This is a genomic window from Streptococcus sp. Marseille-Q6504 (assembly GCF_965111625.1).
Genome location: NZ_CBCOON010000007.1, coordinates 26,790 through 51,126, shown reverse-complemented (window position 1 = coordinate 51,126; position 24,337 = coordinate 26,790). Strand labels below are relative to the sequence as shown.

Annotated in this window: 39 protein-coding genes; all 39 read left to right on the top strand. The window is 40.0% G+C overall.

Annotated features, from left to right (window positions below; genetic code table 11):
* Positions 1 to 10 precede the first annotated feature (10 nt).
* The 39 genes from ACWPUA_RS06960 to jag all read left to right on the top strand — a co-directional run bounded on the left by ACWPUA_RS06960 (position 11) and on the right by jag (position 24,312).
* A complete protein-coding gene (locus ACWPUA_RS06960) occupies positions 11 to 1,564 on the top strand; it encodes a damage-inducible protein CinA (RefSeq protein WP_454380014.1) in 1,554 nt (517 codons plus the stop codon).
* Positions 1,565 to 1,689: 125 nt separating this feature from the next.
* A complete protein-coding gene (gene nrdD / locus ACWPUA_RS06955) occupies positions 1,690 to 3,897 on the top strand; it encodes an anaerobic ribonucleoside-triphosphate reductase (RefSeq protein WP_414291548.1) in 2,208 nt (735 codons plus the stop codon).
* Between the two features lie 11 nt (positions 3,898 to 3,908).
* Entirely contained in the window at positions 3,909 to 4,049 is a 141-nt protein-coding gene (locus ACWPUA_RS06950) for a hypothetical protein (protein WP_006149022.1), read from the top strand.
* Positions 4,050 to 4,087: 38 nt separating this feature from the next.
* A complete protein-coding gene (locus ACWPUA_RS06945; RefSeq protein ID WP_006153410.1) occupies positions 4,088 to 4,588 on the top strand; it encodes a GNAT family N-acetyltransferase in 501 nt (166 codons plus the stop codon).
* A gap of 5 nt (positions 4,589 to 4,593) precedes the next feature.
* Positions 4,594 to 5,187, top strand: a complete 594-nt coding sequence (gene nrdG / locus ACWPUA_RS06940; protein ID WP_006153407.1) for an anaerobic ribonucleoside-triphosphate reductase activating protein — start codon at positions 4,594 to 4,596, stop codon at positions 5,185 to 5,187.
* A gap of 302 nt (positions 5,188 to 5,489) precedes the next feature.
* Positions 5,490 to 5,798 carry a 30S ribosomal protein S10 gene (gene rpsJ / locus ACWPUA_RS06935; RefSeq protein WP_001284511.1) on the top strand — a complete coding sequence of 103 codons (309 nt, stop codon included), beginning with the start codon at positions 5,490 to 5,492 and terminating at the stop codon, positions 5,796 to 5,798.
* An 82-nt stretch (positions 5,799 to 5,880) separates the two neighbouring features.
* Positions 5,881 to 6,507: a 50S ribosomal protein L3 gene (gene rplC / locus ACWPUA_RS06930; protein WP_004251088.1), complete on the top strand. Its 627-nt coding sequence runs from the start codon at positions 5,881 to 5,883 to the stop codon at positions 6,505 to 6,507.
* Between the two features lie 24 nt (positions 6,508 to 6,531).
* A complete protein-coding gene (gene rplD / locus ACWPUA_RS06925) occupies positions 6,532 to 7,155 on the top strand; it encodes a 50S ribosomal protein L4 (protein WP_000024549.1) in 624 nt (207 codons plus the stop codon).
* Positions 7,155 to 7,451 (top strand): 50S ribosomal protein L23, encoded by a 297-nt coding sequence (locus ACWPUA_RS06920; RefSeq protein WP_001055347.1) that lies wholly within the window; start codon positions 7,155 to 7,157, stop codon positions 7,449 to 7,451. The genes rplD and ACWPUA_RS06920 overlap by 1 nt, the downstream gene beginning before the upstream one ends.
* A gap of 17 nt (positions 7,452 to 7,468) precedes the next feature.
* On the top strand, positions 7,469 to 8,302 hold the full coding sequence (gene rplB, locus ACWPUA_RS06915) for a 50S ribosomal protein L2 (RefSeq protein WP_000512910.1): 834 nt from the start codon (positions 7,469 to 7,471) through the stop codon (positions 8,300 to 8,302).
* Positions 8,303 to 8,404: 102 nt separating this feature from the next.
* On the top strand, positions 8,405 to 8,686 hold the full coding sequence (gene rpsS, locus ACWPUA_RS06910; protein WP_000533766.1) for a 30S ribosomal protein S19: 282 nt from the start codon (positions 8,405 to 8,407) through the stop codon (positions 8,684 to 8,686).
* A gap of 11 nt (positions 8,687 to 8,697) precedes the next feature.
* Positions 8,698 to 9,042, top strand: a complete 345-nt coding sequence (rplV, locus tag ACWPUA_RS06905; protein ID WP_000818137.1) for a 50S ribosomal protein L22 — start codon at positions 8,698 to 8,700, stop codon at positions 9,040 to 9,042.
* 12 nt (positions 9,043 to 9,054) lie between these two features.
* Entirely contained in the window at positions 9,055 to 9,708 is a 654-nt protein-coding gene (gene rpsC, locus ACWPUA_RS06900; RefSeq protein ID WP_000529936.1) for a 30S ribosomal protein S3, read from the top strand.
* Between the two features lie 3 nt (positions 9,709 to 9,711).
* Positions 9,712 to 10,125: a 50S ribosomal protein L16 gene (gene rplP / locus ACWPUA_RS06895; protein WP_000960948.1), complete on the top strand. Its 414-nt coding sequence runs from the start codon at positions 9,712 to 9,714 to the stop codon at positions 10,123 to 10,125.
* Positions 10,126 to 10,134: 9 nt separating this feature from the next.
* A complete protein-coding gene (gene rpmC, locus ACWPUA_RS06890) occupies positions 10,135 to 10,341 on the top strand; it encodes a 50S ribosomal protein L29 (RefSeq protein ID WP_000772918.1) in 207 nt (68 codons plus the stop codon).
* Positions 10,342 to 10,365: 24 nt separating this feature from the next.
* Positions 10,366 to 10,626 (top strand): 30S ribosomal protein S17, encoded by a 261-nt coding sequence (rpsQ, locus tag ACWPUA_RS06885; protein WP_000440801.1) that lies wholly within the window; start codon positions 10,366 to 10,368, stop codon positions 10,624 to 10,626.
* A gap of 25 nt (positions 10,627 to 10,651) precedes the next feature.
* Entirely contained in the window at positions 10,652 to 11,020 is a 369-nt protein-coding gene (rplN, locus tag ACWPUA_RS06880) for a 50S ribosomal protein L14 (protein ID WP_002928796.1), read from the top strand.
* 72 nt (positions 11,021 to 11,092) lie between these two features.
* The gene (rplX, locus tag ACWPUA_RS06875) at positions 11,093 to 11,398 is read left to right on the top strand and encodes a 50S ribosomal protein L24 (protein WP_000497691.1); all 306 of its coding nucleotides are present in this window, start codon (positions 11,093 to 11,095) and stop codon (positions 11,396 to 11,398) included.
* Between the two features lie 23 nt (positions 11,399 to 11,421).
* Positions 11,422 to 11,964, top strand: coding sequence for a 50S ribosomal protein L5 (rplE, locus tag ACWPUA_RS06870; protein WP_000013542.1), 543 nt, complete (start codon positions 11,422 to 11,424; stop codon positions 11,962 to 11,964).
* 17 nt (positions 11,965 to 11,981) lie between these two features.
* Positions 11,982 to 12,167 carry a type Z 30S ribosomal protein S14 gene (locus ACWPUA_RS06865; RefSeq protein ID WP_001085699.1) on the top strand — a complete coding sequence of 62 codons (186 nt, stop codon included), beginning with the start codon at positions 11,982 to 11,984 and terminating at the stop codon, positions 12,165 to 12,167.
* A gap of 212 nt (positions 12,168 to 12,379) precedes the next feature.
* Positions 12,380 to 12,778, top strand: coding sequence for a 30S ribosomal protein S8 (rpsH, locus tag ACWPUA_RS06860; protein ID WP_004251095.1), 399 nt, complete (start codon positions 12,380 to 12,382; stop codon positions 12,776 to 12,778).
* A 186-nt stretch (positions 12,779 to 12,964) separates the two neighbouring features.
* Positions 12,965 to 13,501, top strand: a complete 537-nt coding sequence (gene rplF, locus ACWPUA_RS06855; RefSeq protein WP_016466460.1) for a 50S ribosomal protein L6 — start codon at positions 12,965 to 12,967, stop codon at positions 13,499 to 13,501.
* A gap of 83 nt (positions 13,502 to 13,584) precedes the next feature.
* Positions 13,585 to 13,941, top strand: coding sequence for a 50S ribosomal protein L18 (rplR, locus tag ACWPUA_RS06850; RefSeq protein ID WP_004251098.1), 357 nt, complete (start codon positions 13,585 to 13,587; stop codon positions 13,939 to 13,941).
* 17 nt (positions 13,942 to 13,958) lie between these two features.
* Complete coding sequence (rpsE, locus tag ACWPUA_RS06845) at positions 13,959 to 14,453, top strand: 30S ribosomal protein S5 (protein ID WP_004251100.1); 495 nt, start codon at positions 13,959 to 13,961, stop codon at positions 14,451 to 14,453.
* A 13-nt stretch (positions 14,454 to 14,466) separates the two neighbouring features.
* Positions 14,467 to 14,649, top strand: coding sequence for a 50S ribosomal protein L30 (gene rpmD, locus ACWPUA_RS06840; RefSeq protein WP_000057243.1), 183 nt, complete (start codon positions 14,467 to 14,469; stop codon positions 14,647 to 14,649).
* A gap of 146 nt (positions 14,650 to 14,795) precedes the next feature.
* Positions 14,796 to 15,236, top strand: a complete 441-nt coding sequence (gene rplO, locus ACWPUA_RS06835; protein WP_004251104.1) for a 50S ribosomal protein L15 — start codon at positions 14,796 to 14,798, stop codon at positions 15,234 to 15,236.
* A gap of 12 nt (positions 15,237 to 15,248) precedes the next feature.
* The gene (gene secY, locus ACWPUA_RS06830) at positions 15,249 to 16,559 is read left to right on the top strand and encodes a preprotein translocase subunit SecY (protein ID WP_414257333.1); all 1,311 of its coding nucleotides are present in this window, start codon (positions 15,249 to 15,251) and stop codon (positions 16,557 to 16,559) included.
* A gap of 155 nt (positions 16,560 to 16,714) precedes the next feature.
* A complete protein-coding gene (locus ACWPUA_RS06825; RefSeq protein WP_454380004.1) occupies positions 16,715 to 17,353 on the top strand; it encodes an adenylate kinase in 639 nt (212 codons plus the stop codon).
* 117 nt (positions 17,354 to 17,470) lie between these two features.
* Positions 17,471 to 17,689 carry a translation initiation factor IF-1 gene (gene infA / locus ACWPUA_RS06820; protein ID WP_001029883.1) on the top strand — a complete coding sequence of 73 codons (219 nt, stop codon included), beginning with the start codon at positions 17,471 to 17,473 and terminating at the stop codon, positions 17,687 to 17,689.
* A gap of 24 nt (positions 17,690 to 17,713) precedes the next feature.
* A complete protein-coding gene (gene rpmJ, locus ACWPUA_RS06815; protein ID WP_001808836.1) occupies positions 17,714 to 17,830 on the top strand; it encodes a 50S ribosomal protein L36 in 117 nt (38 codons plus the stop codon).
* Between the two features lie 17 nt (positions 17,831 to 17,847).
* Positions 17,848 to 18,213 (top strand): 30S ribosomal protein S13, encoded by a 366-nt coding sequence (gene rpsM, locus ACWPUA_RS06810; RefSeq protein ID WP_004251117.1) that lies wholly within the window; start codon positions 17,848 to 17,850, stop codon positions 18,211 to 18,213.
* 17 nt (positions 18,214 to 18,230) lie between these two features.
* Positions 18,231 to 18,614, top strand: a complete 384-nt coding sequence (gene rpsK / locus ACWPUA_RS06805; RefSeq protein WP_001118385.1) for a 30S ribosomal protein S11 — start codon at positions 18,231 to 18,233, stop codon at positions 18,612 to 18,614.
* A 43-nt stretch (positions 18,615 to 18,657) separates the two neighbouring features.
* Positions 18,658 to 19,593, top strand: coding sequence for a DNA-directed RNA polymerase subunit alpha (locus ACWPUA_RS06800; RefSeq protein ID WP_004251121.1), 936 nt, complete (start codon positions 18,658 to 18,660; stop codon positions 19,591 to 19,593).
* 11 nt (positions 19,594 to 19,604) lie between these two features.
* Positions 19,605 to 19,991: a 50S ribosomal protein L17 gene (gene rplQ / locus ACWPUA_RS06795; RefSeq protein WP_004251124.1), complete on the top strand. Its 387-nt coding sequence runs from the start codon at positions 19,605 to 19,607 to the stop codon at positions 19,989 to 19,991.
* Between the two features lie 263 nt (positions 19,992 to 20,254).
* Positions 20,255 to 20,521, top strand: a complete 267-nt coding sequence (locus tag ACWPUA_RS06790) for an ACT domain-containing protein (RefSeq protein WP_006149010.1) — start codon at positions 20,255 to 20,257, stop codon at positions 20,519 to 20,521.
* A 9-nt stretch (positions 20,522 to 20,530) separates the two neighbouring features.
* Positions 20,531 to 21,868: a PFL family protein gene (locus tag ACWPUA_RS06785; protein WP_454380001.1), complete on the top strand. Its 1,338-nt coding sequence runs from the start codon at positions 20,531 to 20,533 to the stop codon at positions 21,866 to 21,868.
* 311 nt (positions 21,869 to 22,179) lie between these two features.
* A complete protein-coding gene (gene rnpA / locus ACWPUA_RS06780; protein ID WP_454380099.1) occupies positions 22,180 to 22,551 on the top strand; it encodes a ribonuclease P protein component in 372 nt (123 codons plus the stop codon).
* Positions 22,526 to 23,341 carry a YidC/Oxa1 family membrane protein insertase gene (locus ACWPUA_RS06775; protein ID WP_454379999.1) on the top strand — a complete coding sequence of 272 codons (816 nt, stop codon included), beginning with the start codon at positions 22,526 to 22,528 and terminating at the stop codon, positions 23,339 to 23,341. The genes rnpA and ACWPUA_RS06775 overlap by 26 nt, the downstream gene beginning before the upstream one ends.
* Before the next feature lie 14 nt (positions 23,342 to 23,355).
* Positions 23,356 to 24,312 carry an RNA-binding cell elongation regulator Jag/EloR gene (gene jag / locus ACWPUA_RS06770; protein WP_454379997.1) on the top strand — a complete coding sequence of 319 codons (957 nt, stop codon included), beginning with the start codon at positions 23,356 to 23,358 and terminating at the stop codon, positions 24,310 to 24,312.
* The last annotated feature ends 25 nt before the right edge of the window (positions 24,313 to 24,337 follow it).

The window sequence follows — 24,337 nt, the reverse complement described above, 5'->3', positions numbered from 1 at the left end:
GAGAGAGCGAATGAACGTATATGGCAGATTAGAAGACGAACCAACTCCAACTTGGATGGGAAGTCAGGATGCTCCAGTAGAAAATGAGGAGCAACTCGAGGTTGAAACTCGTCAGCCTGCCCGCTTACCATTTTTGAATATCCTCTTTTTGAGTACTCTAGTGGTCCTTGTGTCCGTAATTTTACCCTTCTTCTTAGGGTTAATAAGTCCGGAGCAGTCTCAGGATTTTTATATTGGATGGGCTATGCATCAGAGCGGAGATGTCTACACAGATTATTTTGGAACTAGTGGTCTCCTCTATTACTTTTTACAGTATTTAACCAAGGGCAGTATTTTATTTGCCGTCTTTAATTGGTTGGCTTTAGTAGGTACGGGATTCTTTCTTTTCCGTTCAGCTTACAATCTGACGGAACAAAACAAGCAATCGCAACAAGTGTTAACGGTCTTTTATGTCCTGGCTAGTGCTCTTAGTTTTGGTGGGGGATATGCAACTATTCTAGCTCTCCCATTCTTGTTCTATGCCTTAAGTTTAGTAACAGCTTATTTGGCAGAACCAAGCCATGACAAAGGATTTATCCGGATTGGAGCTAGCTTGGCCCTAGCATTTTTCTTTGCACCCTTGGTCACAGCTTTGTATGGATTTGTTTTGTTTTTTGCTCTAACAGCTTTTAATGTCGGTCGCAATAAGTTGAATCATGGTCTCTATCAATTTTTTGCAGCGGGCCTTGGTTTTTCAATCTTCTTTTATCCAATTGGATACTACACAGCTTATAAAGGCAGTTTCGGAAATGCCATTAGTCAAATCCTTTATCCATTAGATAGTTTAAACTTTACGTCTAACTCGGGATTACTCGACAATATCCTCTTTTATGGATTGTTAGCAATTGCTCTTGGAGCATTGACGCTAGCATTTACAGGTCTCTTCCAATCTAAACCATTGAAACAGTCAGTCTTATCAATCTCTGCTTCAATAGCTGTCATTTTGGTATTAATTTTAGAGATTTTTTCTACAGATCTTATCCATGGTAGTCGTATGATTGAGTTCCTTCCTTTCTTATCGCTTCTTTTGCTGACACGAATTCCTACAGAGAAGCCAGAAGGAGCGAATCGCCGTAGACGATCTAGAGAAGAAACTTCGGTATGGGGAGCTTTTGTAAAAGGAAATGCCTATCTACCAATTTTAGCTCTTGCTTACCTATTCTTAGCACCTGTAGTATCACGATATTTACTTCATGCAGAACTATATCAAGAACGTACAGCCATCGAAACTAAGGTCAAAGGGGAAACGCAAGCTACAGATCGTATCTATGTTTGGGACAATCTGACAAGTAGTTATAAGGCTAGTGAACGTTTAGCTGCGAGTCAGTTGCTATCGCCTAGGTTGCATACAGGACTTGGTGAAAATCGTACCAAACTTGTTAATGATCTGAGAGATAATCAACCAAAGATGATTGTAGTGAATACAAAAACAAGTCTATGGACAGAAGTTGAGCAGCTTTTAGCTGAAAATTATCAAGCGGTTCAAAGTGAATTCAAAGATTTTAAAATCTATAAATTAAAATAAAAACTATCAATATCTTGTGTAATTTTAAAAAAATTTTATTTTTTAACACAAGATATTGATTTTTATTTTTTTAGTGATATAATACTTTTTAGAATCAATATTATATTTAAGAAAAGGGTTTGGATATGATTGTATTGGAAGAGAAGGCTGTCCCTGATCCGACTTTATTCGTCGAAAAACGTGACGGCAGACGTGTAATTTTTGATGTAGACAAGATTGACAAAGCGCTTCATAAGGCTGCTGAAAAAGTTATGGATGTAACCCCTTTAGTCGAAAAGCGACTTAGTACCCTAGTTGAACGTATCGTTGAAGAAATTCATAGCCGTTTCCCACAAGGTGTAAAAATCTATGAAATCCAAAATATCGTAGAGCACGAATTGTTGGAAGCTAAAGAATACGCCTTGGCCGAGGAATATATCACCTATCGGACTCAAAGGGATTTTGAGCGCTCAAAAGCGACAGACATCAACTTTAGTATTCATAAACTTCTCAATAAAGATCAGGCGGTTGTCAATGAGAATGCCAATAAGGATAGTGATGTTTTTAATACCCAGCGTGATTTGACGGCAGGGATTGTTGGGAAATCCATCGGACTTCAAATGCTTCCTAAACATGTGGCTAATGCCCATCAAAAAGGGGATATCCACTATCATGATTTGGACTACAGTCCCTATACCCCTATGACCAACTGCTGTTTGATTGATTTCAAGGGCATGCTGGAAAATGGTTTTAAGATTGGAAATGCTGAGGTAGAGAGTCCCAAGTCTATCCAAACTGCGACAGCACAGATTTCACAAATCATCGCCAACGTTGCATCAAGTCAGTATGGAGGCTGTTCAGCAGACCGTATCGATGAAGTATTAGCTCCTTATGCAGAGAAAAATTACCAAAAGCACCTCAAGGATGCGGAGGAATGGGTTCTGCCTGACAAGCGCCAAGAATATGCCTGGAAGAAAACCCAAAAAGACATCTACGATGCCATGCAATCTCTAGAGTACGAGATTAATACCCTCTTTACATCAAATGGGCAAACGCCATTTACCTCTCTTGGTTTCGGTTTAGGAACCAGTCGTTTTGAACGTGAAATTCAAAAGGCAATCCTGAACATTCGTATCAAGGGGCTTGGTTCAGAACACCGTACAGCCATCTTCCCTAAACTCATCTTTACTCTTAAAAGAGGACTTAACTTGGAGGAAGGTTCACCTAACTACGACATCAAGCAGTTGGCTCTTGAGTGTGCAACTAAGCGCATGTACCCGGATGTCTTGTCTTACGATAAGATTGTCGAGTTGACTGGCTCTTTCAAAGTTCCGATGGGATGCCGTTCATTCCTTCAAGGATGGAAGGATGAAAATGGAGTAGAAGTCAATTCGGGCCGTATGAACCTAGGGGTCGTGACAGTCAATCTTCCTCGTATCGCTCTTGAGTCTGAAGGAGACATGAACAAGTTCTGGGAAATCTTCAACGAGCGCATGAACATCGCGGAAGATGCCTTGGTTTACCGTGTGGAAAGAACCAAGGAAGCCACTCCAGCTAATGCTCCAATTCTTTATCAATATGGAGCCTTCGGACGTCGTCTTGGAAAAGAAGAAAGTGTTGATCAACTCTTTAAGAATCGTCGTGCAACTATTTCTCTGGGCTATATTGGCTTGTACGAGGTAGCGACAGTCTTCTTTGGTAATCATTGGGAAAATAATCCAGAAGCCAAAGAGTTCACCCTTGATATTATTCGCGATATGAAACGTCGAGTAGAAGAATGGTCTGACCAATATGGTTACCATTTCTCTATCTATTCAACGCCGTCTGAAAGTTTGACAGACCGTTTCTGTCGCTTGGATACGGAGAAATTCGGCTCTATTCCAGACATTACTGATAAAGAATACTACACAAATTCCTTCCATTATGATGTCCGCAAAAATCCAACACCTTTTGAAAAATTGGACTTTGAGAAAGTCTACCCAGAAGCGGGTGCATCTGGTGGCTTTATCCACTACTGCGAGTACCCAGTTCTCCAACAAAATCCAAAGGCTTTGGAAGCTGTTTGGGATTATGCTTATGACCGCGTAGGTTATCTCGGAACCAATACTCCGATTGACCGTTGCTACAAGTGTGATTTTGAAGGAGATTTTGAACCGACAGAGAGAGGATTTGCTTGTCCTAACTGTGGAAATAATGATCCTAAAACAGTAGACGTAGTTAAACGAACTTGTGGTTATCTTGGGAATCCACAAGCACGTCCGATGGTTAATGGACGCCACAAGGAAATTGCTGCGCGTGTCAAACATATGAACGGTTCTACTATTAAAACGGCAGGACATGAAGTAAGAAATTAGAAAGAAATAGCATGGGAAAATATCAATTAGATGATAAAGGCAAAGCCTTGGTTCAACGGTTCCACGAAAAACATTCAAAGGGTGGAAGTAGCAAAAAAGACCGAGTGGCTAGCCTTAGAGAACAGTTTTTAAACAAAAATAAGAAAAAGTGAGAGTTACCTCTCGCTTTTCTTATAGCGGGGAGGAGAATATGGAATTACGCAGACCAAGATTGGCAGATAAAGAAACAGTTTTAGAGATGATGGCAGAGTTTGAAAAGAGCCAATCAGCCCACGATGGCGGATTTTGGAATGCTGAGAATTTTGTTTATGAAGAGTGGTTGGAGACAAATATGCAAAAAGAAATGGGAATAAATTTGCCTGAAAATCGTGTTCCATCTATTCAATTTGTATCATTTGATGATGTAGGTAGTGCTCTAGGATTTTTGAATCTGCGATTGAGACTGAATGAGGGGTTGCTGAATTATGCTGGTCATATTGGCTACTCCATTCGTCCATCTGAAAGAGGCAAGGGCTACGCCAAAGAATCCCTCCGACAAGGTCTACAAGTTGCTAAGGGAAAGAATATTAAACGAGCTTTGGTGACTTGTAGCACAGAAAACCCAGCAAGTCGAGCTGTTATCTTAGCTAATGGTGGGGAGTTGGAGGATGTTCGAAACGGAACGGAGCGCTATTGGATAGACTTGGAGTAAAAAGCATGACATGGAATACACCAAAACCAGGCGATTGGAAGAGTGAAGAACTCAGTCAGGGGCGCATCATTGACTATAAGGCTTTTAACTTTGTCGATGGAGAGGGAGTGCGCAACTCCCTTTATGTGGCCGGCTGCATGTTTCACTGTGAGGGCTGTTACAACGTAGCGACCTGGTCCTTTAACGCAGGCATACCTTATACCTCAGAGTTGGAAGAGCAAATCATGGCAGACCTAGCCCAACCCTATGTTCAAGGCTTGACTTTATTAGGAGGAGAACCCTTCCTAAATACAGGAATCCTCTTGCCTCTCGTGAAACGTATACGTAAAGAATTGCCAGAAAAAGATATTTGGTCTTGGACAGGATACACATGGGAAGAGATGATGTTGGAGACACCTGATAAACTGGAGCTCTTGTCACTGATTGATATCTTGGTTGATGGAAGGTACGATAAAAGCAAGCGTAATCTCATGCTTCAATTCCGTGGCTCTTCCAATCAACGAATTATCGATGTGCAAAAATCCTTCAAAAGTGGGCAAGTGATGATTTGGGACAAGCTTAATGACGGAAAAGAAAGCTATGAACAGGTGAAGAGATAATAAAAAAACAATTGCAGAAACTGTATCTATTATATAGAAGAAAAAATAAAAATTTGCTCTTCATTTATGCTTTTTTGAGCTAAGGAGCGATAAGAAAACAGTTTCATTCGAAAAATTAAAAAAATCCTGTCAAATCCCTTGCAATCGCAGGGGCTTTGTGTTATTCTATTATGGTGCTGTAAATTACAGCCTTAGCTTTGATGCGAGAGGTTGCGACACGCTCGGTTGCATTGCCACGCAACGCGCGTCGGTTTTCTTGTGGAGCTAGCCTATTATCTTAAATAGACGAAAAGGAGAAAAAGATGGCAAACAAAAAAATCCGTATCCGTTTGAAAGCTTACGAACACCGTACGCTTGACACAGCGGCTGCTAAAATCGTAGAATCAGCTACTCGCACAGGTGCAGAAGTTGCAGGTCCAATCCCACTTCCAACTGAACGTAGCCTCTACACAATTATTCGTGCGACTCACAAATATAAAGACTCTCGCGAACAATTCGAAATGCGTACACACAAACGTTTGATCGACATCATCAACCCAACTCAAAAAACAGTTGACGCTTTGATGAAATTGGATCTTCCAAGTGGTGTAAACGTAGAAATCAAACTTTAATCTAAAGTTTGAAACCTTGAGCATAAAAAACGCTCGTTAAAAACTTTTTGAATAAAAAATATAGAAAAGGAACTATTTTCTCATGACAAAAGGAATCTTAGGGAAAAAAGTGGGAATGACTCAAATCTTCACTGAAGCTGGCGAATTGATCCCTGTAACAGTTATCGAAGCAACTCCAAACGTTGTTCTTCAAGTTAAAACTGTTGAAACAGATGGTTACAACGCTATCCAAGTTGGTTTCGATGACAAACGCGAAGTATTGAGCAACAAACCTGCTAAAGGACATGTAGCAAAAGCTAACACGGCTCCTAAGCGCTTCATTCGTGAATTCAAAAACGTTGAAGGCTTGGAAGTTGGTGCTGAAATCACAGTTGAAACTTTCGCAGCTGGAGACATTGTTGATGTAACTGGTACTTCTAAAGGTAAAGGTTTCCAAGGTGTTATCAAACGCCACGGACAATCACGTGGACCTATGGCTCACGGTTCTCGTTACCACCGTCGTCCAGGTTCTATGGGACCTGTTGCACCTAACCGCGTATTCAAAGGTAAAAACCTTGCAGGACGTATGGGTGGCGACCGTGTAACAATTCAAAACCTTGAAGTTGTACAAGTTGTTCCAGAAAAGAACGTTATCCTTATCAAAGGTAACGTACCAGGTGCTAAGAAATCTCTTATCACTATCAAGTCAGCAGTTAAAGCTGGTAAATAATAAGGAAAGGGGAATACAGTCAAAATGGCAAATGTAACATTATTCGACCAAACTGGTAAACAAGCGGGCGAAGTTGTTCTTAACGATGCAATCTTTGGTATCGAACCAAACCAATCTGTTGTGTTTGATGTGATCATCAGCCAACGTGCTAGCCTTCGTCAAGGAACTCACGCAGTTAAAAACCGCTCAGCTGTTTCAGGTGGTGGACGCAAACCATGGCGTCAAAAAGGAACTGGACGTGCCCGTCAAGGTTCTATCCGCTCTCCACAATGGCGTGGTGGTGGAATCGTCTTCGGACCAACTCCACGTAGCTATGCGTACAAACTTCCTCAAAAAGTTCGTCGCCTTGCGCTTAAATCTGTTTACTCAGAAAAAGTTGCTGAAAACAAATTTGTAGCCGTTGATTCTCTTGAATTTACAGCTCCAAAAACTGCTGAATTTGCAAAAGTTCTTGCAGCTTTGAGCATCGATTCTAAAGTCCTTGTTATTCTTGAAGAAGGAAACGAATTCGCAGCTCTCTCAGCTCGTAACCTTCCAAACGTGAAAGTTGCGACTGCTACAACTGCAAGTGTTCTTGACATCGCAAATAGTGACAAACTTCTTGTTACTCAAGCAGCTATCTCTAAAATCGAGGAGGTTCTTGCATAATGAATTTGTATGATGTTATCAAAAAACCTGTTATCACTGAAAGCTCAATGGCTCAACTTGAAGCAGGGAAATATGTATTTGAAGTTGACACTCGTGCACACAAACTTTTGATCAAGCAAGCTGTTGAAGCTGCTTTCGAAGGTGTTAAAGTTGCAAATGTTAACACAATCAACGTAAAACCTAAAGCTAAACGTGTTGGACGTTACACTGGTTTTACTAACAAAACTAAAAAAGCTATCATCACTCTTACAGCTGATTCAAAAGCAATCGAGTTGTTTGCAGCTGAAGCTGAATAATCTAAGGAGGAAATATCGTGGGAATTCGTGTTTATAAACCAACAACAAACGGTCGCCGTAATATGACTTCTTTGGATTTCGCTGAAATCACAACAAGCACTCCTGAAAAATCATTGCTTGTTGCATTGAAGAGCAAGGCTGGTCGTAACAACAACGGTCGTATCACAGTTCGTCACCAAGGTGGTGGGCACAAACGTTTCTACCGTTTGGTTGACTTTAAACGTAACAAAGACAACGTTGAAGCAGTTGTTAAAACTATCGAGTACGATCCAAACCGTTCTGCAAACATCGCTCTTGTACACTACACTGACGGTGTGAAAGCATACATCATCGCTCCAAAAGGTCTTGAAGTAGGTCAACGTATCGTTTCAGGTCCAGAAGCAGATATCAAAGTCGGAAACGCTCTTCCACTTGCTAACATCCCAGTTGGTACTTTGATCCACAACATCGAATTGAAACCAGGTCGTGGTGGAGAATTGGTACGTGCTGCTGGAGCTTCTGCTCAAGTATTGGGTCAAGAAGGTAAATACGTTCTTGTTCGTCTTCAATCAGGTGAAGTTCGTATGATTCTTGGAACTTGTCGTGCAACAGTTGGTGTTGTCGGAAACGAACAACATGGGCTTGTAAACCTTGGTAAAGCAGGACGTAGCCGTTGGAAAGGTATCCGCCCAACAGTTCGTGGTTCTGTAATGAACCCTAACGATCACCCACACGGTGGTGGTGAAGGTAAAGCACCAGTTGGTCGTAAAGCACCATCAACTCCATGGGGCAAACCTGCTCTTGGTCTTAAAACTCGTAACAAGAAAGCGAAATCTGACAAACTTATCGTTCGTCGTCGCAACGAGAAATAATTTAAAATTAGTCGCTTAAGCGCTAGATAATCCGCCAGCTCGGTAGCGCTCGTTGAGAGCGCAAGCCGCTGTGGTACTATATTTAAAGGAGAAAATATAAAAATGGGACGCAGTCTTAAAAAAGGACCTTTCGTCGATGAGCATTTGATGAAAAAAGTTGAAGCTCAAGCTAACGACGAAAAGAAAAAAGTTATCAAAACTTGGTCACGTCGTTCAACGATCTTCCCAAGTTTCATTGGTTACACTATCGCAGTTTATGATGGACGTAAACACGTACCTGTTTACATCCAAGAAGACATGGTAGGTCACAAGCTTGGTGAATTTGCACCAACTCGTACTTACAAAGGTCACGCCGCAGACGACAAGAAGACACGTAGAAAATAAGGAGAACATAAATGGCAGAAATTACTTCAGCTAAAGCAATGGCTCGCACAGTACGTGTTTCACCTCGTAAATCACGTCTTGTTCTTGACAACATCCGTGGTAAAAGCGTAGCCGATGCAATCGCAATTTTGACATTCACTCCAAACAAAGCTGCTGAAATCATCTTGAAAGTTTTGAACTCAGCTGTAGCTAACGCTGAAAACAACTTTGGTTTGGATAAAGCTAACTTGGTAGTATCTGAAGCATTCGCAAACGAAGGACCAACTATGAAACGTTTCCGTCCACGTGCGAAAGGTTCAGCTTCGCCAATCAACAAACGTACAGCTCACATCACTGTAGCTGTTGCAGAAAAATAAGGAGGTAAAATCGTGGGTCAAAAAGTACATCCAATTGGTATGCGTGTCGGCATCATCCGTGATTGGGATGCCAAATGGTATGCTGAAAAAGAATACGCGGATTACCTTCATGAAGATCTTGCAATCCGTAAATTCGTTCAAAAAGAACTTGCTGACGCAGCAGTTTCAACTATTGAAATTGAACGCGCAGTAAACAAAGTTAACGTTTCACTTCACACTGCTAAACCAGGTATGGTTATCGGTAAAGGTGGTGCTAACGTTGATGCACTCCGTGCAAAACTTAACAAATTGACTGGTAAACAAGTACACATCAACATCATCGAAATCAAACAACCTGATTTGGATGCTCACCTTGTTGGTGAAGGTATTGCTCGTCAATTGGAGCAACGTGTTGCTTTCCGTCGTGCACAAAAACAAGCAATCCAACGTGCTATGCGTGCTGGAGCTAAAGGAATTAAAACTCAAGTATCAGGTCGTTTGAACGGTGCAGATATCGCCCGTGCTGAAGGATACTCTGAAGGAACTGTTCCACTTCACACACTTCGTGCAGATATCGATTACGCTTGGGAAGAAGCAGACACTACATACGGTAAACTTGGTGTTAAAGTATGGATCTACCGTGGTGAAGTTCTTCCAGCTCGTAAAAACACTAAAGGAGGTAAATAACCAATGTTAGTACCTAAACGTGTTAAACACCGTCGTGAATTCCGTGGTAAAATGCGCGGTGAAGCTAAAGGTGGGAAAGAAGTAGCATTCGGTGAATACGGTCTTCAAGCTACAACTAGCCACTGGATCACTAACCGCCAAATCGAGGCTGCTCGTATCGCCATGACTCGTTACATGAAACGTGGTGGTAAAGTTTGGATTAAAATCTTCCCACACAAATCATACACAGCTAAAGCTATCGGGGTTCGTATGGGATCTGGTAAAGGGGCACCTGAAGGTTGGGTAGCACCAGTTAAACGTGGTAAAGTAATGTTTGAAGTTGCTGGTGTATCTGAAGAGATCGCTCGCGAAGCGCTTCGTCTTGCAAGCCACAAATTGCCAGTTAAATGTAAATTCGTAAAACGTGAAGCAGAATAAGGAGAAGGCATGAAACTTAATGAAGTAAAAGAATTTGTTAAAGAACTTCGTGGTCTTTCTCAAGAAGAACTCGCGAAGCGCGAAAACGAATTGAAAAAAGAATTGTTCGAACTTCGTTTCCAAGCTGCTACTGGTCAATTAGAACAAACAGCTCGCTTGAAAGAAGTTAAAAAACAAATCGCTCGTATTAAAACAGTTCAATCTGAAGCGAAATAATAGACTAGGGAAGGAGAAATTTCAATGGAACGCAATAATCGTAAAGTTCTTGTTGGACGTGTTGTATCTGACAAAATGGACAAGACAATCACAGTTGTAGTTGAAACAAAACGTAACCACCCAGTCTATGGTAAACGTATTAACTACTCTAAAAAATACAAAGCACATGATGAAAACAATGTTGCCAAAGAAGGCGATATCGTACGTATCATGGAAACTCGCCCGCTTTCAGCTACAAAACGTTTCCGTCTTGTAGAAGTTGTTGAAGAAGCGGTCATCATCTAATCAAACCTGAAAGGAGAAAACTGAAATGATTCAAACAGAAACTCGTTTGAAAGTCGCAGACAACAGTGGTGCTCGCGAAATCTTGACTATCAAAGTTCTTGGTGGTTCAGGACGTAAATTTGCAAACATCGGTGATGTTATTGTGGCATCTGTAAAACAAGCTACTCCTGGTGGTGCGGTTAAAAAAGGTGACGTTGTTAAAGCAGTTATCGTTCGTACTAAATCAGGTGCTCGTCGTGCTGATGGTTCATACATCAAATTTGACGAAAACGCAGCAGTTATCATCCGTGACGACAAAACTCCTCGCGGAACACGTATCTTTGGCCCAGTTGCACGTGAATTGCGTGAAGGTGGCTTCATGAAGATCGTGTCACTTGCTCCAGAAGTACTTTAATCAATAAAAACAAACACAGTCCCCTGGCCTAGCCAGGGTGCCCATTGGGCGTAAGAATAAAAGGAGAAAAAAATGTTTGTAAAAAAAGGCGACAAAGTTCGCGTAATTGCTGGTAAAGATAAGGGAACAGAAGCTGTTGTCCTTACTGCCCTTCCAAAAGTAAACAAAGTTATCGTTGAAGGTGTTAACATTGTTAAGAAACACCAACGTCCAACTAACGAACTTCCTCAAGGTGGTATCATCGAGAAGGAAGCAGCTATCCACGTATCAAACGTTCAAGTTTTGGACAAAAATGGAGTAGCTGGTCGTGTTGGTTACAAATTTGTAGACGGTAAAAAAGTTCGCTACAACAAAAAATCAGGCGAAGTGCTTGATTAATCACGAAGGAAAGGAGAAGTATAATGGCAAATCGTTTAAAAGAAAAATATCTTAATGAAGTAGTTCCTGCTTTGACAGAACAATTTAACTACTCATCAGTGATGGCTGTTCCTAAAGTGGATAAGATCGTTTTGAACATGGGTGTTGGTGAAGCAGTATCAAACGCTAAAAGCCTTGAAAAAGCTGCTGAAGAATTGGCGCTTATCTCAGGTCAAAAACCACTTATCACTAAAGCTAAAAAATCTATCGCCGGCTTCCGTCTTCGTGAAGGTGTTGCGATCGGTGCAAAAGTTACCCTTCGTGGTGAACGTATGTACGAATTCTTGGATAAATTGGTTTCAGTATCACTTCCACGTGTACGTGACTTCCACGGTGTTCCAACAAAATCATTTGACGGACGCGGAAACTACACACTTGGTGTGAAAGAGCAATTGATTTTCCCAGAAATCAACTTTGATGACGTTGACAAAACTCGCGGTCTTGACATCGTTATCGTAACTACTGCTAACACTGACGAAGAGTCACGTGCATTGCTTACAGGCCTTGGAATGCCTTTTGCAAAATAATATAGGAGGTATAACTAATGGCTAAAAAATCTATGATTGCTAAGAACAAACGCCCAGCGAAGTTCTCTACTCAAGCATACACTCGCTGTGAACGTTGTGGACGTCCACACTCAGTTTACCGCAAGTTTAAACTTTGCCGTGTTTGCTTCCGTGAATTGGCATATAAAGGTCAAATCCCTGGTGTAACAAAAGCATCTTGGTAATATCATGATACAAAGAGCGCAACAACCCTAGCAAAAATAGGAGATTTGGTGCAGGAGCGGTGCTCCAAGACAAATCTATCTTTTTTGCCCAGGTTGTAGCTCGTGTTCAAATGAGATTATCTTGTTTGAATGTGTCAATACTATCTGAGCCCAGCTCAATCATTAACTAGCAAGTGCAACTTGCAAACTACTAGTAAGAGGAGAAAAATAAAATGGTTATGACTGACCCAATCGCAGACTTCCTAACTCGTATTCGTAACGCTAACCAAGCAAAACACGAAGTACTTGAAGTACCTGCATCAAACATCAAAAAAGGGATTGCTGAAATCCTTAAACGCGAAGGTTTTGTTAAGAACGTAGAAATCATTGAAGATGACAAACAAGGCATCATCCGTGTATTCCTTAAATACGGAGCAAACGGTGAACGAGTTATCACTAACTTGAAACGCGTTTCTAAACCAGGACTTCGTGTCTACAAAAAACGTGAAGATCTTCCAAAAGTACTTAACGGTCTTGGAATTGCTATCCTTTCAACTTCAGAAGGTTTGCTTACTGATAAAGAAGCTCGCCAAAAGAATGTTGGTGGTGAGGTTATCGCTTACGTTTGGTAATATTTAGCTCCCAATTTCTTTGTGACTCTTCGTTATCGTCTCTAGCCTAACCAAAAGTTATGCCTGCGAGACGATGCCTAGATTCACTTTGAAATTGAAATCTAAATATTCCTTTAAATCGAGAAATCGATTTAACCCCGTGAAAACTGGCCTTTATGGCCTGACAATTTAACAGGAGAATAAAACATGTCACGTATTGGTAATAAAGTTATCGTGTTGCCTGCTGGTGTTGAACTCACTAACAATGACAACGTTGTAACTGTAAAAGGACCTAAAGGAGAACTTACTCGTGAGTTCTCAAAAGATATTGAAATCCGTGTGGAAGGTACTGAAGTAACTCTTCACCGTCCAAACGATTCAAAAGAAATGAAAACTATCCACGGAACTACTCGTGCACTTTTGAATAACATGGTTATTGGTGTTTCAGAAGGATTCAAGAAAGAACTTGAAATGCGTGGGGTTGGTTACCGTGCACAACTTCAAGGAAACAAACTTGTTTTGGCTGTTGGTAAATCACATCCAGACGAAGTTGAAGCTCCAGAAGGAATTACTTTTGAACTTCCAAACCCAACGACTATCGTTATCAGCGGAATTTCAAAAGAAAAAGTTGGTCAAACAGCTGCTTACGTACGTAGCCTTCGTTCACCAGAACCATACAAAGGTAAAGGTATCCGTTACGTTGGCGAATATGTTCGTCTTAAAGAAGGTAAAACTGGTAAATAATGTTGAGTGGTTGATTTTCAACCACCAACCTCATTGCCAACTTTGTGCATAGCACACGATTTAAAATTAAAGAGGTGAAAACTGTGATTTCTAAACCAGATAAAAACAAACTCCGCCAAAAACGCCACCGTCGCGTTCGCGGAAAACTCTCTGGAACTGCTGATCGCCCACGTTTGAACGTATTCCGTTCTAATACAGGCATCTACGCTCAAGTGATTGATGACGTAGCGGGTGTAACGCTCGCAAGTGCTTCAACTCTTGACAAAGAAGTTTCAAAAGGAACTAAAACTGAACAAGCCGTTGCTGTCGGTAAACTCGTTGCAGAACGTGCAAGTGCTAAAGGTATTTCAGAAGTGGTGTTCGACCGCGGTGGATATCTATATCACGGACGTGTGAAAGCTTTGGCTGATGCAGCTCGTGAAAACGGATTGAAATTCTAATAGGAGGACACTAGAAAATGGCATTTAAAGACAATGCAGTAGAACTTGAAGAACGCGTAGTTGCTGTTAACCGTGTTACAAAAGTTGTTAAAGGTGGACGTCGTCTTCGTTTCGCAGCTCTTGTAGTTGTTGGTGACCGCAATGGTCGTGTAGGATTTGGTACTGGTAAAGCTCAAGAAGTTCCAGAAGCAATCCGCAAAGCAGTAGAAGATGCTAAGAAAAACTTGATCGAAGTTCCTATGGTTGGAACAACAATCCCACATGAAGTTCTTTCAGAATTCGGTGGAGCTAAAGTATTGTTGAAACCAGCTGTAGAAGGTTCTGGAGTTGCCGCAGGTGGTGCAGTTCGTGCCGTTGTGGAATTGGCAGGTGTGGCAGATATTACATCTAAATCACTTGGCTCTAACACTCCAATCAACATTGTTCGTGCAACTGTTGAAGGTTTGAAACAATTGAAACGCGCTGAAGAAGTTGCTGCCCTTCGTGGTATTTCAGTTTCTGATTTGGCATAAGAAAGGGGATAAAATGGCTCAAATTAAAATTACTTTGACTAAGTCTCCAATCGGACGCATTCCATCACAACGTAAAACTGTTGTAGCACTTGGACTTGGCAAATTGAACAGCTCTGTTATTAAAGAAGATAACCCAGCAGTACGTGGTATGATTACTGCAGTATCTCACTTGGTAACAGTTGAAGAAGTAAACTAATTAAATTTTAGGGGATGTGCAGTATACCATCCCCTAAAACTAGATATAGTCATCTTTGATGACAAACGTATAGGCGAGTTGATAGGAGAGACAACCTTTTCTCTCTTATCGGCGCTAGCATTTTACAAAAGAGGAGAAAATATATAATGAAACTTCATGAATTGAAACCTGCAGAAGGTTCTCGTAAAACTCGTAACCGTGTTGGTCGTGGTACTTCATCAGGTAACGGTAAAACATCTGGTCGTGGTCAAAAAGGTCAAAAAGCTCGTAGCGGTGGCGGAGTACGCCTTGGTTTTGAAGGTGGACAAACTCCATTGTTCCGTCGTCTTCCAAAACGTGGATTTACTAACATCAACGCTAAAGAGTATGCGATTGTTAACCTTGACCAATTGAACGCCTTTGATGATGGTGCTGAAGTAACTCCAGTGGTACTTGTAGAATCAGGAATTGTTAAATCTGAAAAATCAGGTATCAAGATTCTTGGTAACGGTGAGTTGACTAAGAAGTTGACTGTTAAAGCTGCTAAGTTCTCTAAATCAGCTGAAGAAGCTATCACTGCTAAAGGTGGTTCAGTTGAAGTCATCTAAGTGAGGTGACCTATGTTTTTTAAATTATTGAGAGAAGCACTCAAAGTTAAGCAAGTTCGATCAAAAATCTTATTTACAATTTTTATCGTGTTTGTTTTTCGTATTGGTACTAGTATCCCTGTTCCGTGGGTAAATGCAAACAGCTTGGACGCTTTGAGTGGTCTATCCTTCTTGAATATGTTGAGCTTGGTGTCAGGGAATGCTATGAAAAACTTTTCAGTTTTTGCTCTTGGAGTTAGTCCTTACATCACAGCGTCAATCGTCGTCCAACTCTTGCAAATGGATTTATTACCGAAATTTGTGGAGTGGGGCAAACAAGGGGAAGTTGGTCGGAGAAAGTTAAATCAAGCAACTCGATACATTGCGCTTGTACTTGCATTTGTTCAATCTATCGGAATTACTGCTGGATTTAACGCTCTTTCAGGAGCTAAACTTTTAACTACTGATTTGACTCCGCAAGTGTTTATTATGATTGGTATCATTTTAACTGCAGGTAGCATGATTGTAACCTGGTTAGGAGAACAAATCACAGATAAGGGATATGGTAATGGTGTTTCAATGATTATCTTTGCAGGGATTGTTGCTTCAATACCTGACATGATTAAGGGCATTTATGTAGATTACTTTGTCAATGTACCAAGTAGTCGTTTGACATCGTCTCTCATTTTTGTCGCTATTTTAATCATCGCTGTTTTGTTAATTGTTTACTTTACAACTTACGTTGAACAAGCTAAATATAAGATTCCAATTCAGTATACAAAGGTAGCTCAAGGTGCACCATCAAGCTCCTATCTTCCGTTGAAGATTAACCCAGCAGGGGTTATCCCAGTTATCTTTGCAAGTTCCATCACAGCAGCACCTGCAGCCATTCTTCAATTTTTGAGTGCTACAGGTCACGATTGGGCTTGGGTACGTACAGCTCAGGAAATGTTGTCAACAACAACTCCGACTGGTGTAGCTATGTATGCCTTGCTGATTATTCTCTTTACATTCTTCTATACATTTGTACAGATCAACCCAGAGAAAGCAGCAGAAAATTTACAAAAGAGTGGAGCTTATATCCATGGTGTCCGTCCTGGTAAAGGGACAGAAGAATATATGTCAAAACTTCTTCGTCGTCTCGCAACAGTCGGATCAATCTTCCTAGGTGTGATTTCTATCCTACCTATTGTAGCTAAAGATTTATTTGGTCTTTCAGAAGTTGTCGCTTTTGGGGGAACAAGTTTGCTAATCATTATCTCTACAGGTATCGAAGGAATTAAACAATTGGAAGGTTATCTATTGAAACGTAAGTATGTTGGTTTCTTAGATACAACAGAATAATTGTAATAGAAAATAAAATTCACTATTGCTCAGAGAGTGGAGTGTAAAAATCAAAGACATTGTCAGATTTTTATCTCCTCTCTTCTATTTTGTTTTTAAATAGGAGTTGAAATGAATTTTTGCTTCTATTTAAATACAAAAAAGGAGTTTGAATCATGAATCTTTTGATTATGGGTTTACCTGGTGCAGGTAAAGGGACACAAGCAGCGAAAATTGTTGAACAGTTTCACGTTGCCCACATCTCAACAGGTGACATGTTCCGAGCAGCAATGGCTAACCAAACTGAAATGGGTGTACTAGCTAAGTCTTATATCGATAAAGGCGAATTGGTTCCAGATGAAGTAACAAATGGAATTGTTAAAGAACGTCTTTCTCAAGATGATATTAAAGAAACTGGTTTCTTGTTGGATGGATACCCACGTACAATTGAGCAAGCTCATGCCTTAGATAAAACATTGGCTGAACTTGGAATTAAACTTGAAGGTGTTATCAACGTCGAAGTAGATCCATCTTGCCTACTTGAACGTTTGAGTGGTCGTATCATTCACCGTGAAACTGGCGAAACTTTCCATAAAGTATTCAACCCACCAGTTGATTACAAAGAGGAAGATTACTACCAACGTGAGGATGATAAACCTGAGACAGTAAAACGTCGTTTGGATGTCAATATTGCTCAAGGTGAACCAATCATTGCTCACTATCGTGCTAAAGGTCTAGTACATGATATCGAAGGCAACCAAGATATCAATGATGTCTTTAAAGATATCGAAAAGGTATTGACAAATTTGAAATAAAAGCGTTTTTCAGGCTTGCAAAATGTCTTGACAAATGTTATACTGAGTTAGTCTGACTTATAATTGTTGTCTCTGTGTCTAGAGACATCAAATCGAAATTTAGGGAGGTACTTTTGCGTGGCAAAAGACGATGTGATTGAAGTTGAAGGCAAAGTAGTCGATACGATGCCGAATGCAATGTTTACGGTTGAACTTGAAAATGGACATCAGATTTTAGCAACAGTTTCTGGTAAAATTCGTAAAAACTATATTCGTATTTTAGCGGGAGATCGTGTTACTGTTGAAATGAGTCCATATGACTTGACACGTGGACGTATCACTTACCGCTTTAAATAATCGAAAAACTTGGAGGGATAAGAAATGAAAGTAAGACCATCGGTCAAACCAATTTGCGAATACTGTAAAGTAATTCGTCGTAATGGTCGTGTTATGGTAATTTGCCCAGCAAATCCAAAACACAAACAACGTCAAGGATAAGATAGAAAGGAGAAAACATGGCTCGTATTGCTGGAGTTGATATTCCAAATGACAAACGCGTAGTTATCTCATTGACTTATGTCTATGGTATCGGACTTGCAACATCTCAAAAGATTTTGGCAGCTGCTGGAGTTTCAGAAGATATTCGTGTTCGTGACCTTACATCAGATCAAGAAGATGCTATCCGTCGTGAAGTGGATGCAATTAAAGTTGAAGGTGACCTTCGTCGTGAAGTGAACTTGAACATCAAACGTTTGATGGAAATCGGTTCATACCGTGGTATTCGTCACCGTCGTGGACTTCCTGTCCGTGGACAAAACACTAAAAACAACGCTCGCACTCGTAAAGGTAAAGCTGTTGCGATTGCTGGTAAGAAAAAATAATATAGGAGGTAAAAGTCTTGGCTAAACCAACACGTAAACGTCGTGTGAAAAAGAATATCGAATCTGGTATTGCTCATATTCACGCTACATTTAATAACACTATTGTTATGATTACTGATGTGCATGGTAATGCAATCGCTTGGTCATCAGCTGGTGCTCTTGGTTTCAAAGGTTCTCGTAAATCTACACCATTTGCTGCTCAAATGGCTTCAGAAGCTGCTGCTAAATCTGCACAAGAACACGGTCTTAAATCAGTTGAAGTTACTGTAAAAGGTCCAGGTTCTGGTCGTGAGTCAGCTATTCGTGCTCTTGCTGCCGCTGGTCTTGAAGTAACAGCAATTCGTGATGTGACTCCAGTGCCACACAATGGTGCTCGTCCTCCAAAACGTCGCCGTGTATAATCATTACCTTTACACTGCTTTTCGTTTAAGAGGGAGTAACTAAATGATCGAGTTTGAAAAACCAAATATAACAAAAATTGATGAAAATAAAGATTATGGCAAGTTTGTAATCGAACCACTAGAACGTGGATACGGTACAACACTTGGTAACTCTCTTCGTCGTGTACTTCTTGCTTCTCTTCCAGGAGCAGCTGTTACATCTATCGATATCGATGGAGTATTACATGAATTTGATACAATTCCTGGTGTTCGCGAAGACGTGATGCAAATCATTCTGAACATTAAAGGTATTGCAGTTAAATCATATGTAAAAGACGAAAAGACTATTGAACTTGATGTTGAAGGTCCTGCTGAAGTGACAGCCGGAGATATTTTAACTGATAGTGATATTGAAATCGTAAATCCAGATCATTATCTTTTCACAATCGGAGAAGGTGCTTCATTTAAAGCAACTATGACTGTAAACACTGGTCGTGGTTATGTACCTGCAGATGAAAATAAAAAAGATAATGCCCCAGTTGGAACACTTGCTGTAGATTCTATTTATACACCAGTTACAAAAGTTAACTATCAAGTTGAACCTGCTCGTGTAGGAAGCAATGATGGTTTCGACAAATTAACCCTTGAAATCTTGACAAATGGAACTATTATTCCAGAAGATGCTTTAGGGCTTTCAGCACGTATTTTGACAGAACATCTTGATTTGTTTACAAATCTTACAGAGATTGCTAAATCTGCAGAAGTGATGAAAGAAGCTGATACTGAATCGGACGACCGTATTTTGGAACGTACGATTGAGGAACTTGACTTGTCTGTACGCTCATATAACTGTTTGAAACGTGCTGGTATCAATACTGTGCATGATTTGACAGAAAAATCTGAAGCAGAGATGATGAAAGTAAGAAATCTTGGACGCAAGAGTTTGGAAGAAGTGAAACTCAAACTCATTGATTTGGGTCTTGGATTAAAAGATAAATAAAGGAGGAATACATGGCTTACCGTAAACTAGGACGCACTAGCTCACAACGTAAAGCAATGCTTCGCGATTTGACAACTGACCTTTTGATCAACGAATCAATCGTGACAACTGAAGCTCGTGCTAAAGAAATCCGTAAAACTGTTGAAAAAATGATTACTCTAGGTAAACGTGGTGATTTGCATGCACGTCGTCAAGCTGCTGCTTTCGTACGTAATGAAATCGCATCTGAAAACTATGATGAAGCAACTGATAAGTACACTTCTACTACAGCACTTCAAAAATTGTTCTCAGAAATCGCACCTCGTTATGCAGACCGTAACGGTGGATACACTCGTATCCTTAAAACTGAACCACGTCGTGGTGATGCAGCGCCAATGGCGATCATCGAATTAGTATAGAATCATCAATTTTGTTGAGTGTTATGATGATGGAGCCCTGTGCTCTTAGTCTAGCTCTGGTCTACCGCTAGGACTTTTGTCCTAGCGGGAACACTCATCATAAGATGGTAGGGTAGACGCTTGTTTACGAAATTGTTTTTCTTTTAAGAACAATTTCGTAAGCAGGCGTTTTTTAGTTTTTTTGAAGTAAATGTGCTATACTGAGAAAAAAGAAAAATATAGATATGGTTATTTTTCTATGATTTCAAAGATGGAGGACCAATATGAAAGCTATTATAACTGTTGTTGGAAAAGATAAGGGTGGTATTGTTGCAGGTGTTGCGACTAAGATTGCTGAATTAGGATTAAATATTGATGATATTTCACAAACTGTCTTGGATGAGTTCTTCACCATGATGGCTGTAGTATCCAGTGATGAAAAACATGATTTTACTCAACTAAGAAATGAGTTTGAAGCCTTTGGCCAGACCTTGAATGTCAAAATCAATATTCAAAGTGCGGCTATTTTCGATGCTATGTACAATATCTAGGAGGTACTTATGGATATTAGACAAGTTACCGAAACTATTGCAATGATTGAAGAGCAGAATTTTGATATTCGTACCATTACCATGGGAATTTCTCTTCTTGATTGTATTGATCCAGATATTGATAAGGCTGCAGATAAAATATATGAAAAAGTTACAACTAAGGCGGCGAATTTAGTGGCTGTCGGTGATGAAATCGCCGCTGAGTTAGGTATACCTATTGTCAATAAACGTGTATCAGTAACACCGATTTCTCTAATTGGTGCTGCTACAAATGCAAGGGACTATGTACCGTTAGCCAAAGCTTTAGATAGAGCAGCAAAAGAAATTGGCGTAGATTTTATTGGTGGTTTTTCTGCTTTGGTACAGAAAGGCTATCAAAAAGGAGATGAAATACTCATCAATTCGATTCCACGTGCTTTAGCTGAAACTGATAAAGTTTGCTCTTCAGTAAATATTGGTTCAACAAAGTCAGGAATCAACATGACTGCTGTAGCTGATATGGGTCGAATTATCAAGGAGACAGCTGAGCTTTCAGATATGGGGGCTGCAAAACTTGTCGTTTTTGCCAATGCAGTTGAGGACAATCCTTTTATGGCCGGAGCCTTTCATGGTGTTGGTGAAGCTGATGTTATTATCAATGTAGGTGTTTCAGGGCCTGGTGTTGTCAAACGTGCTTTAGAAAAAGTTCGCGGTCAAAGCTTTGATGTAGTTGCTGAAACTGTTAAAAAGACAGCCTTCAAGATTACTCGGATTGGTCAATTAGTTGGCCAGATGGCTAGTGAAAGACTAGGTGTTGATTTTGGGATTGTTGATTTGAGTTTAGCACCTACTCCTGCAGTGGGGGATTCAGTAGCTCGGGTCCTGGAAGAAATGGGACTGGAAACAGTTGGGACTCATGGGACGACTGCCGCTTTAGCTCTTTTAAATGACCAAGTAAAAAAAGGCGGAGTAATGGCTTGCAACCAAGTCGGTGGTCTGTCAGGTGCTTTCATCCCAGTTTCAGAAGATGAGGGTATGATAGCAGCAGTGCAAAATGGTTCCCTAAATCTTGAGAAATTAGAAGCGATGACTGCTATCTGTTCAGTTGGATTGGATATGATTGCCATTCCAGAAGATACTCCGGCAGAAACGATTGCGGCTATGATTGCGGATGAGGCAGCAATTGGTGTTATTAATATGAAAACCACAGCTGTCCGTATCATTCCAAAGGGTAAAGAAGGCGATGTGATTGAGTTTGGTGGCTTGCTAGGAACTGCCCCAGTTATGAAAGTCAATGGAGCTTCTTCGGCTGATTTCATTGCTCGTGGAGGACAGATTCCTGCTCCAATTCATAGTTTTAAAAATTAATAAAAAAATAAAATGATTTAAGTTCAATTTAAGGATAGGTGTGTATACTCTAATCATTAAATAAAGACCTCCTAACTTTATTTAATAGAAATCCTAAACTTTTTCATAATAATCTCCTACAAAAGTCACTCGTAAGAGTGGCTTTTGTTTTGTATTCTCTAATAAAACTAGTAAAATTTCATTGATTCTGGTCAAATTTTTTAAGAATGGCTACTTTTTTCGAAGTCAAACCAGCCTAAAACCTTGCCATGATTGGCTTTTTGAAAAATTATGGTATAATAGTAGTAGTTTTATTAGATGGAGTAGAATTTTTGAGAAAAAGCTTTCGTGTAAAAAAAGAGAAAGATTTCGACGCCATATTTAAAAAGGGATCAAGTGTAGCTAATCGAAAATTTGTTATTTATCGATTAGAAAACAATGAGACACATTTTCGAGTAGGTTTATCAGTCAGTAAAAAATTAGGAAATGCTGTGACAAGAAACCAAATCAAGAGAAGAATCCGGCATGTTCTCATTCAAAATAGTAATCAACTTGTTGATAATGTCGATTTTGTTGTGATTGCTCGAAAAGGCGTTGAACTATTAGAATATGCAGAAATTGAAAAAAACTTACTTCATGTTTTGAGATTAGCAAAGATTTACCAGGAAGGAAATAAGAGTGAAGAAGAAATTACAATTGACTAGTTTGTTAGGTTTGTCCTTGTTGGTAATGACTGCTTGTGCAACTAGTGAAGTATCTGCAGATTCTGCAGACTTTTGGAGTAAACTTGTTTATTTTTTTGCTGAAACTATTCGATTTTTGTCATTTGATGTCAGCATTGGTTTAGGGATTATTCTGTTCACAGTCTTGATTAGAACAATACTGTTACCAGTCTTTCAAACACAAATGGTGGCTTCCAGAAAAATGCAAGAGGCGCAACCTCTTATCAAAGAATTGCGCGAACGTTATCCAGGTCGCGACATGGAAAGTCGTACTAAGCTAGATCAGGAAACACGTAAATTATTTAAAAAATTAGGCATTAAGCAATCCGCATCCTTCTGGCCACTTTTGATTCAAATGCCAATTCTATTGGCTCTTTTCCAAGCTTTATCTAACGTAGATTTTTTGAAGACAGGCCACTTCTTATGGTTTAATCTAGGTGGAGCTGATACCACTTTCGTACTACCTATTTTAGCTGCCCTATTCACCTTCCTCAGTAGCTGGCTTTCAAATAAAGCTTTACCTGAGAAAAATGGTGCCATGACGGGTATGATGTATGGGATGCCTGTTATAATCTTCTTTTTTGCAATATCTGCTCCAAGTGGTGTCGCTCTTTACTGGGCAGTTTCAAATGCTTATCAAGTATTGCAAACCTATATTTTGAACAATCCTTTCAAGATTATTGCTGAACGCGAAGCCGGGGTTCAAGCTAAGAAAGATTTAGAAGTTAAGAAAAGAAAAGCTCTAAAGAAAGCACAGAAAAAGAAAAAGTAAGGAGAAATCTGATAATGGTATTATTTACAGGTTCAACAGTTGAAGAAGCAATCCAAAAGGGATTGAATGAATTGAATATTCCGAGAATGAAAGCTCATATCAAAGTTGTTTCGAGAGAGAAAAAGGGATTTTTTGGACTTTTTGGTACAAAACCAGCTCAAGTTGATATCGAAGCAATCAGTGAAACAACTGTTGTAAAAGCGAATCAGCAGGCAATCAAAGGTGTTCCGAAAGAAATTAATGATCAAAATGATCCAGTTAAAACAGTCAGCGAAGCAACCGTTGATTTGGGACATGTAGTTGCTGCTATCAAGAAAATTGAAGAAGAAGGCCAAGAAATTTCTGAAGAAGTCAAGGCTGAAATTCTTAAGAATGATAAAGAAGCCAGCACGATTTTAGAAGAAACAGGCCATATTGAAGTTTTAAAAGAATTGCAACCTGAAGAAACTCAAGATGAAGTTGAGCCTGAAAAAGGCAGCGACTTAGAAAATCTTGGTTTGAAAGTCGAGCCAACATACGACACCGAAAAGGTTGTTGAAGAAGTAACCAATTATGTTCAAGCAATCATCGATGATATGGATGTTGAGGGAACTATTTCTAGCACCTCTAACCGTCGCTCTATCAACATGCAAATTGATACAAATGAGCCAGGCCGTATCATTGGTTACCATGGTAAGGTTTTGAAATCCCTTCAACTTTTGGCACAAAATTACCTCTACAATCGTTATTCAAAAACTTTCTACATTACTATCAACGTCAATGATTATGTAGAACATCGTGTAGAAGTGTTACAGAGTTACGCTCAAAAATTAGCTACACGTGTCTTGGAAGAAGGCCGTAGTCAGATGACAGATCCAATGTCAAGCAGCGAGCGTAAAATTATCCATCGTATCATCTCACGAATGGAAGGTGTTACCAGCTACTCTGAAGGTGACGAACCAAATCGTTACGTTGTAGTTGACACAGAATAAAAAATGAAAAATCAGGGGAAACCTG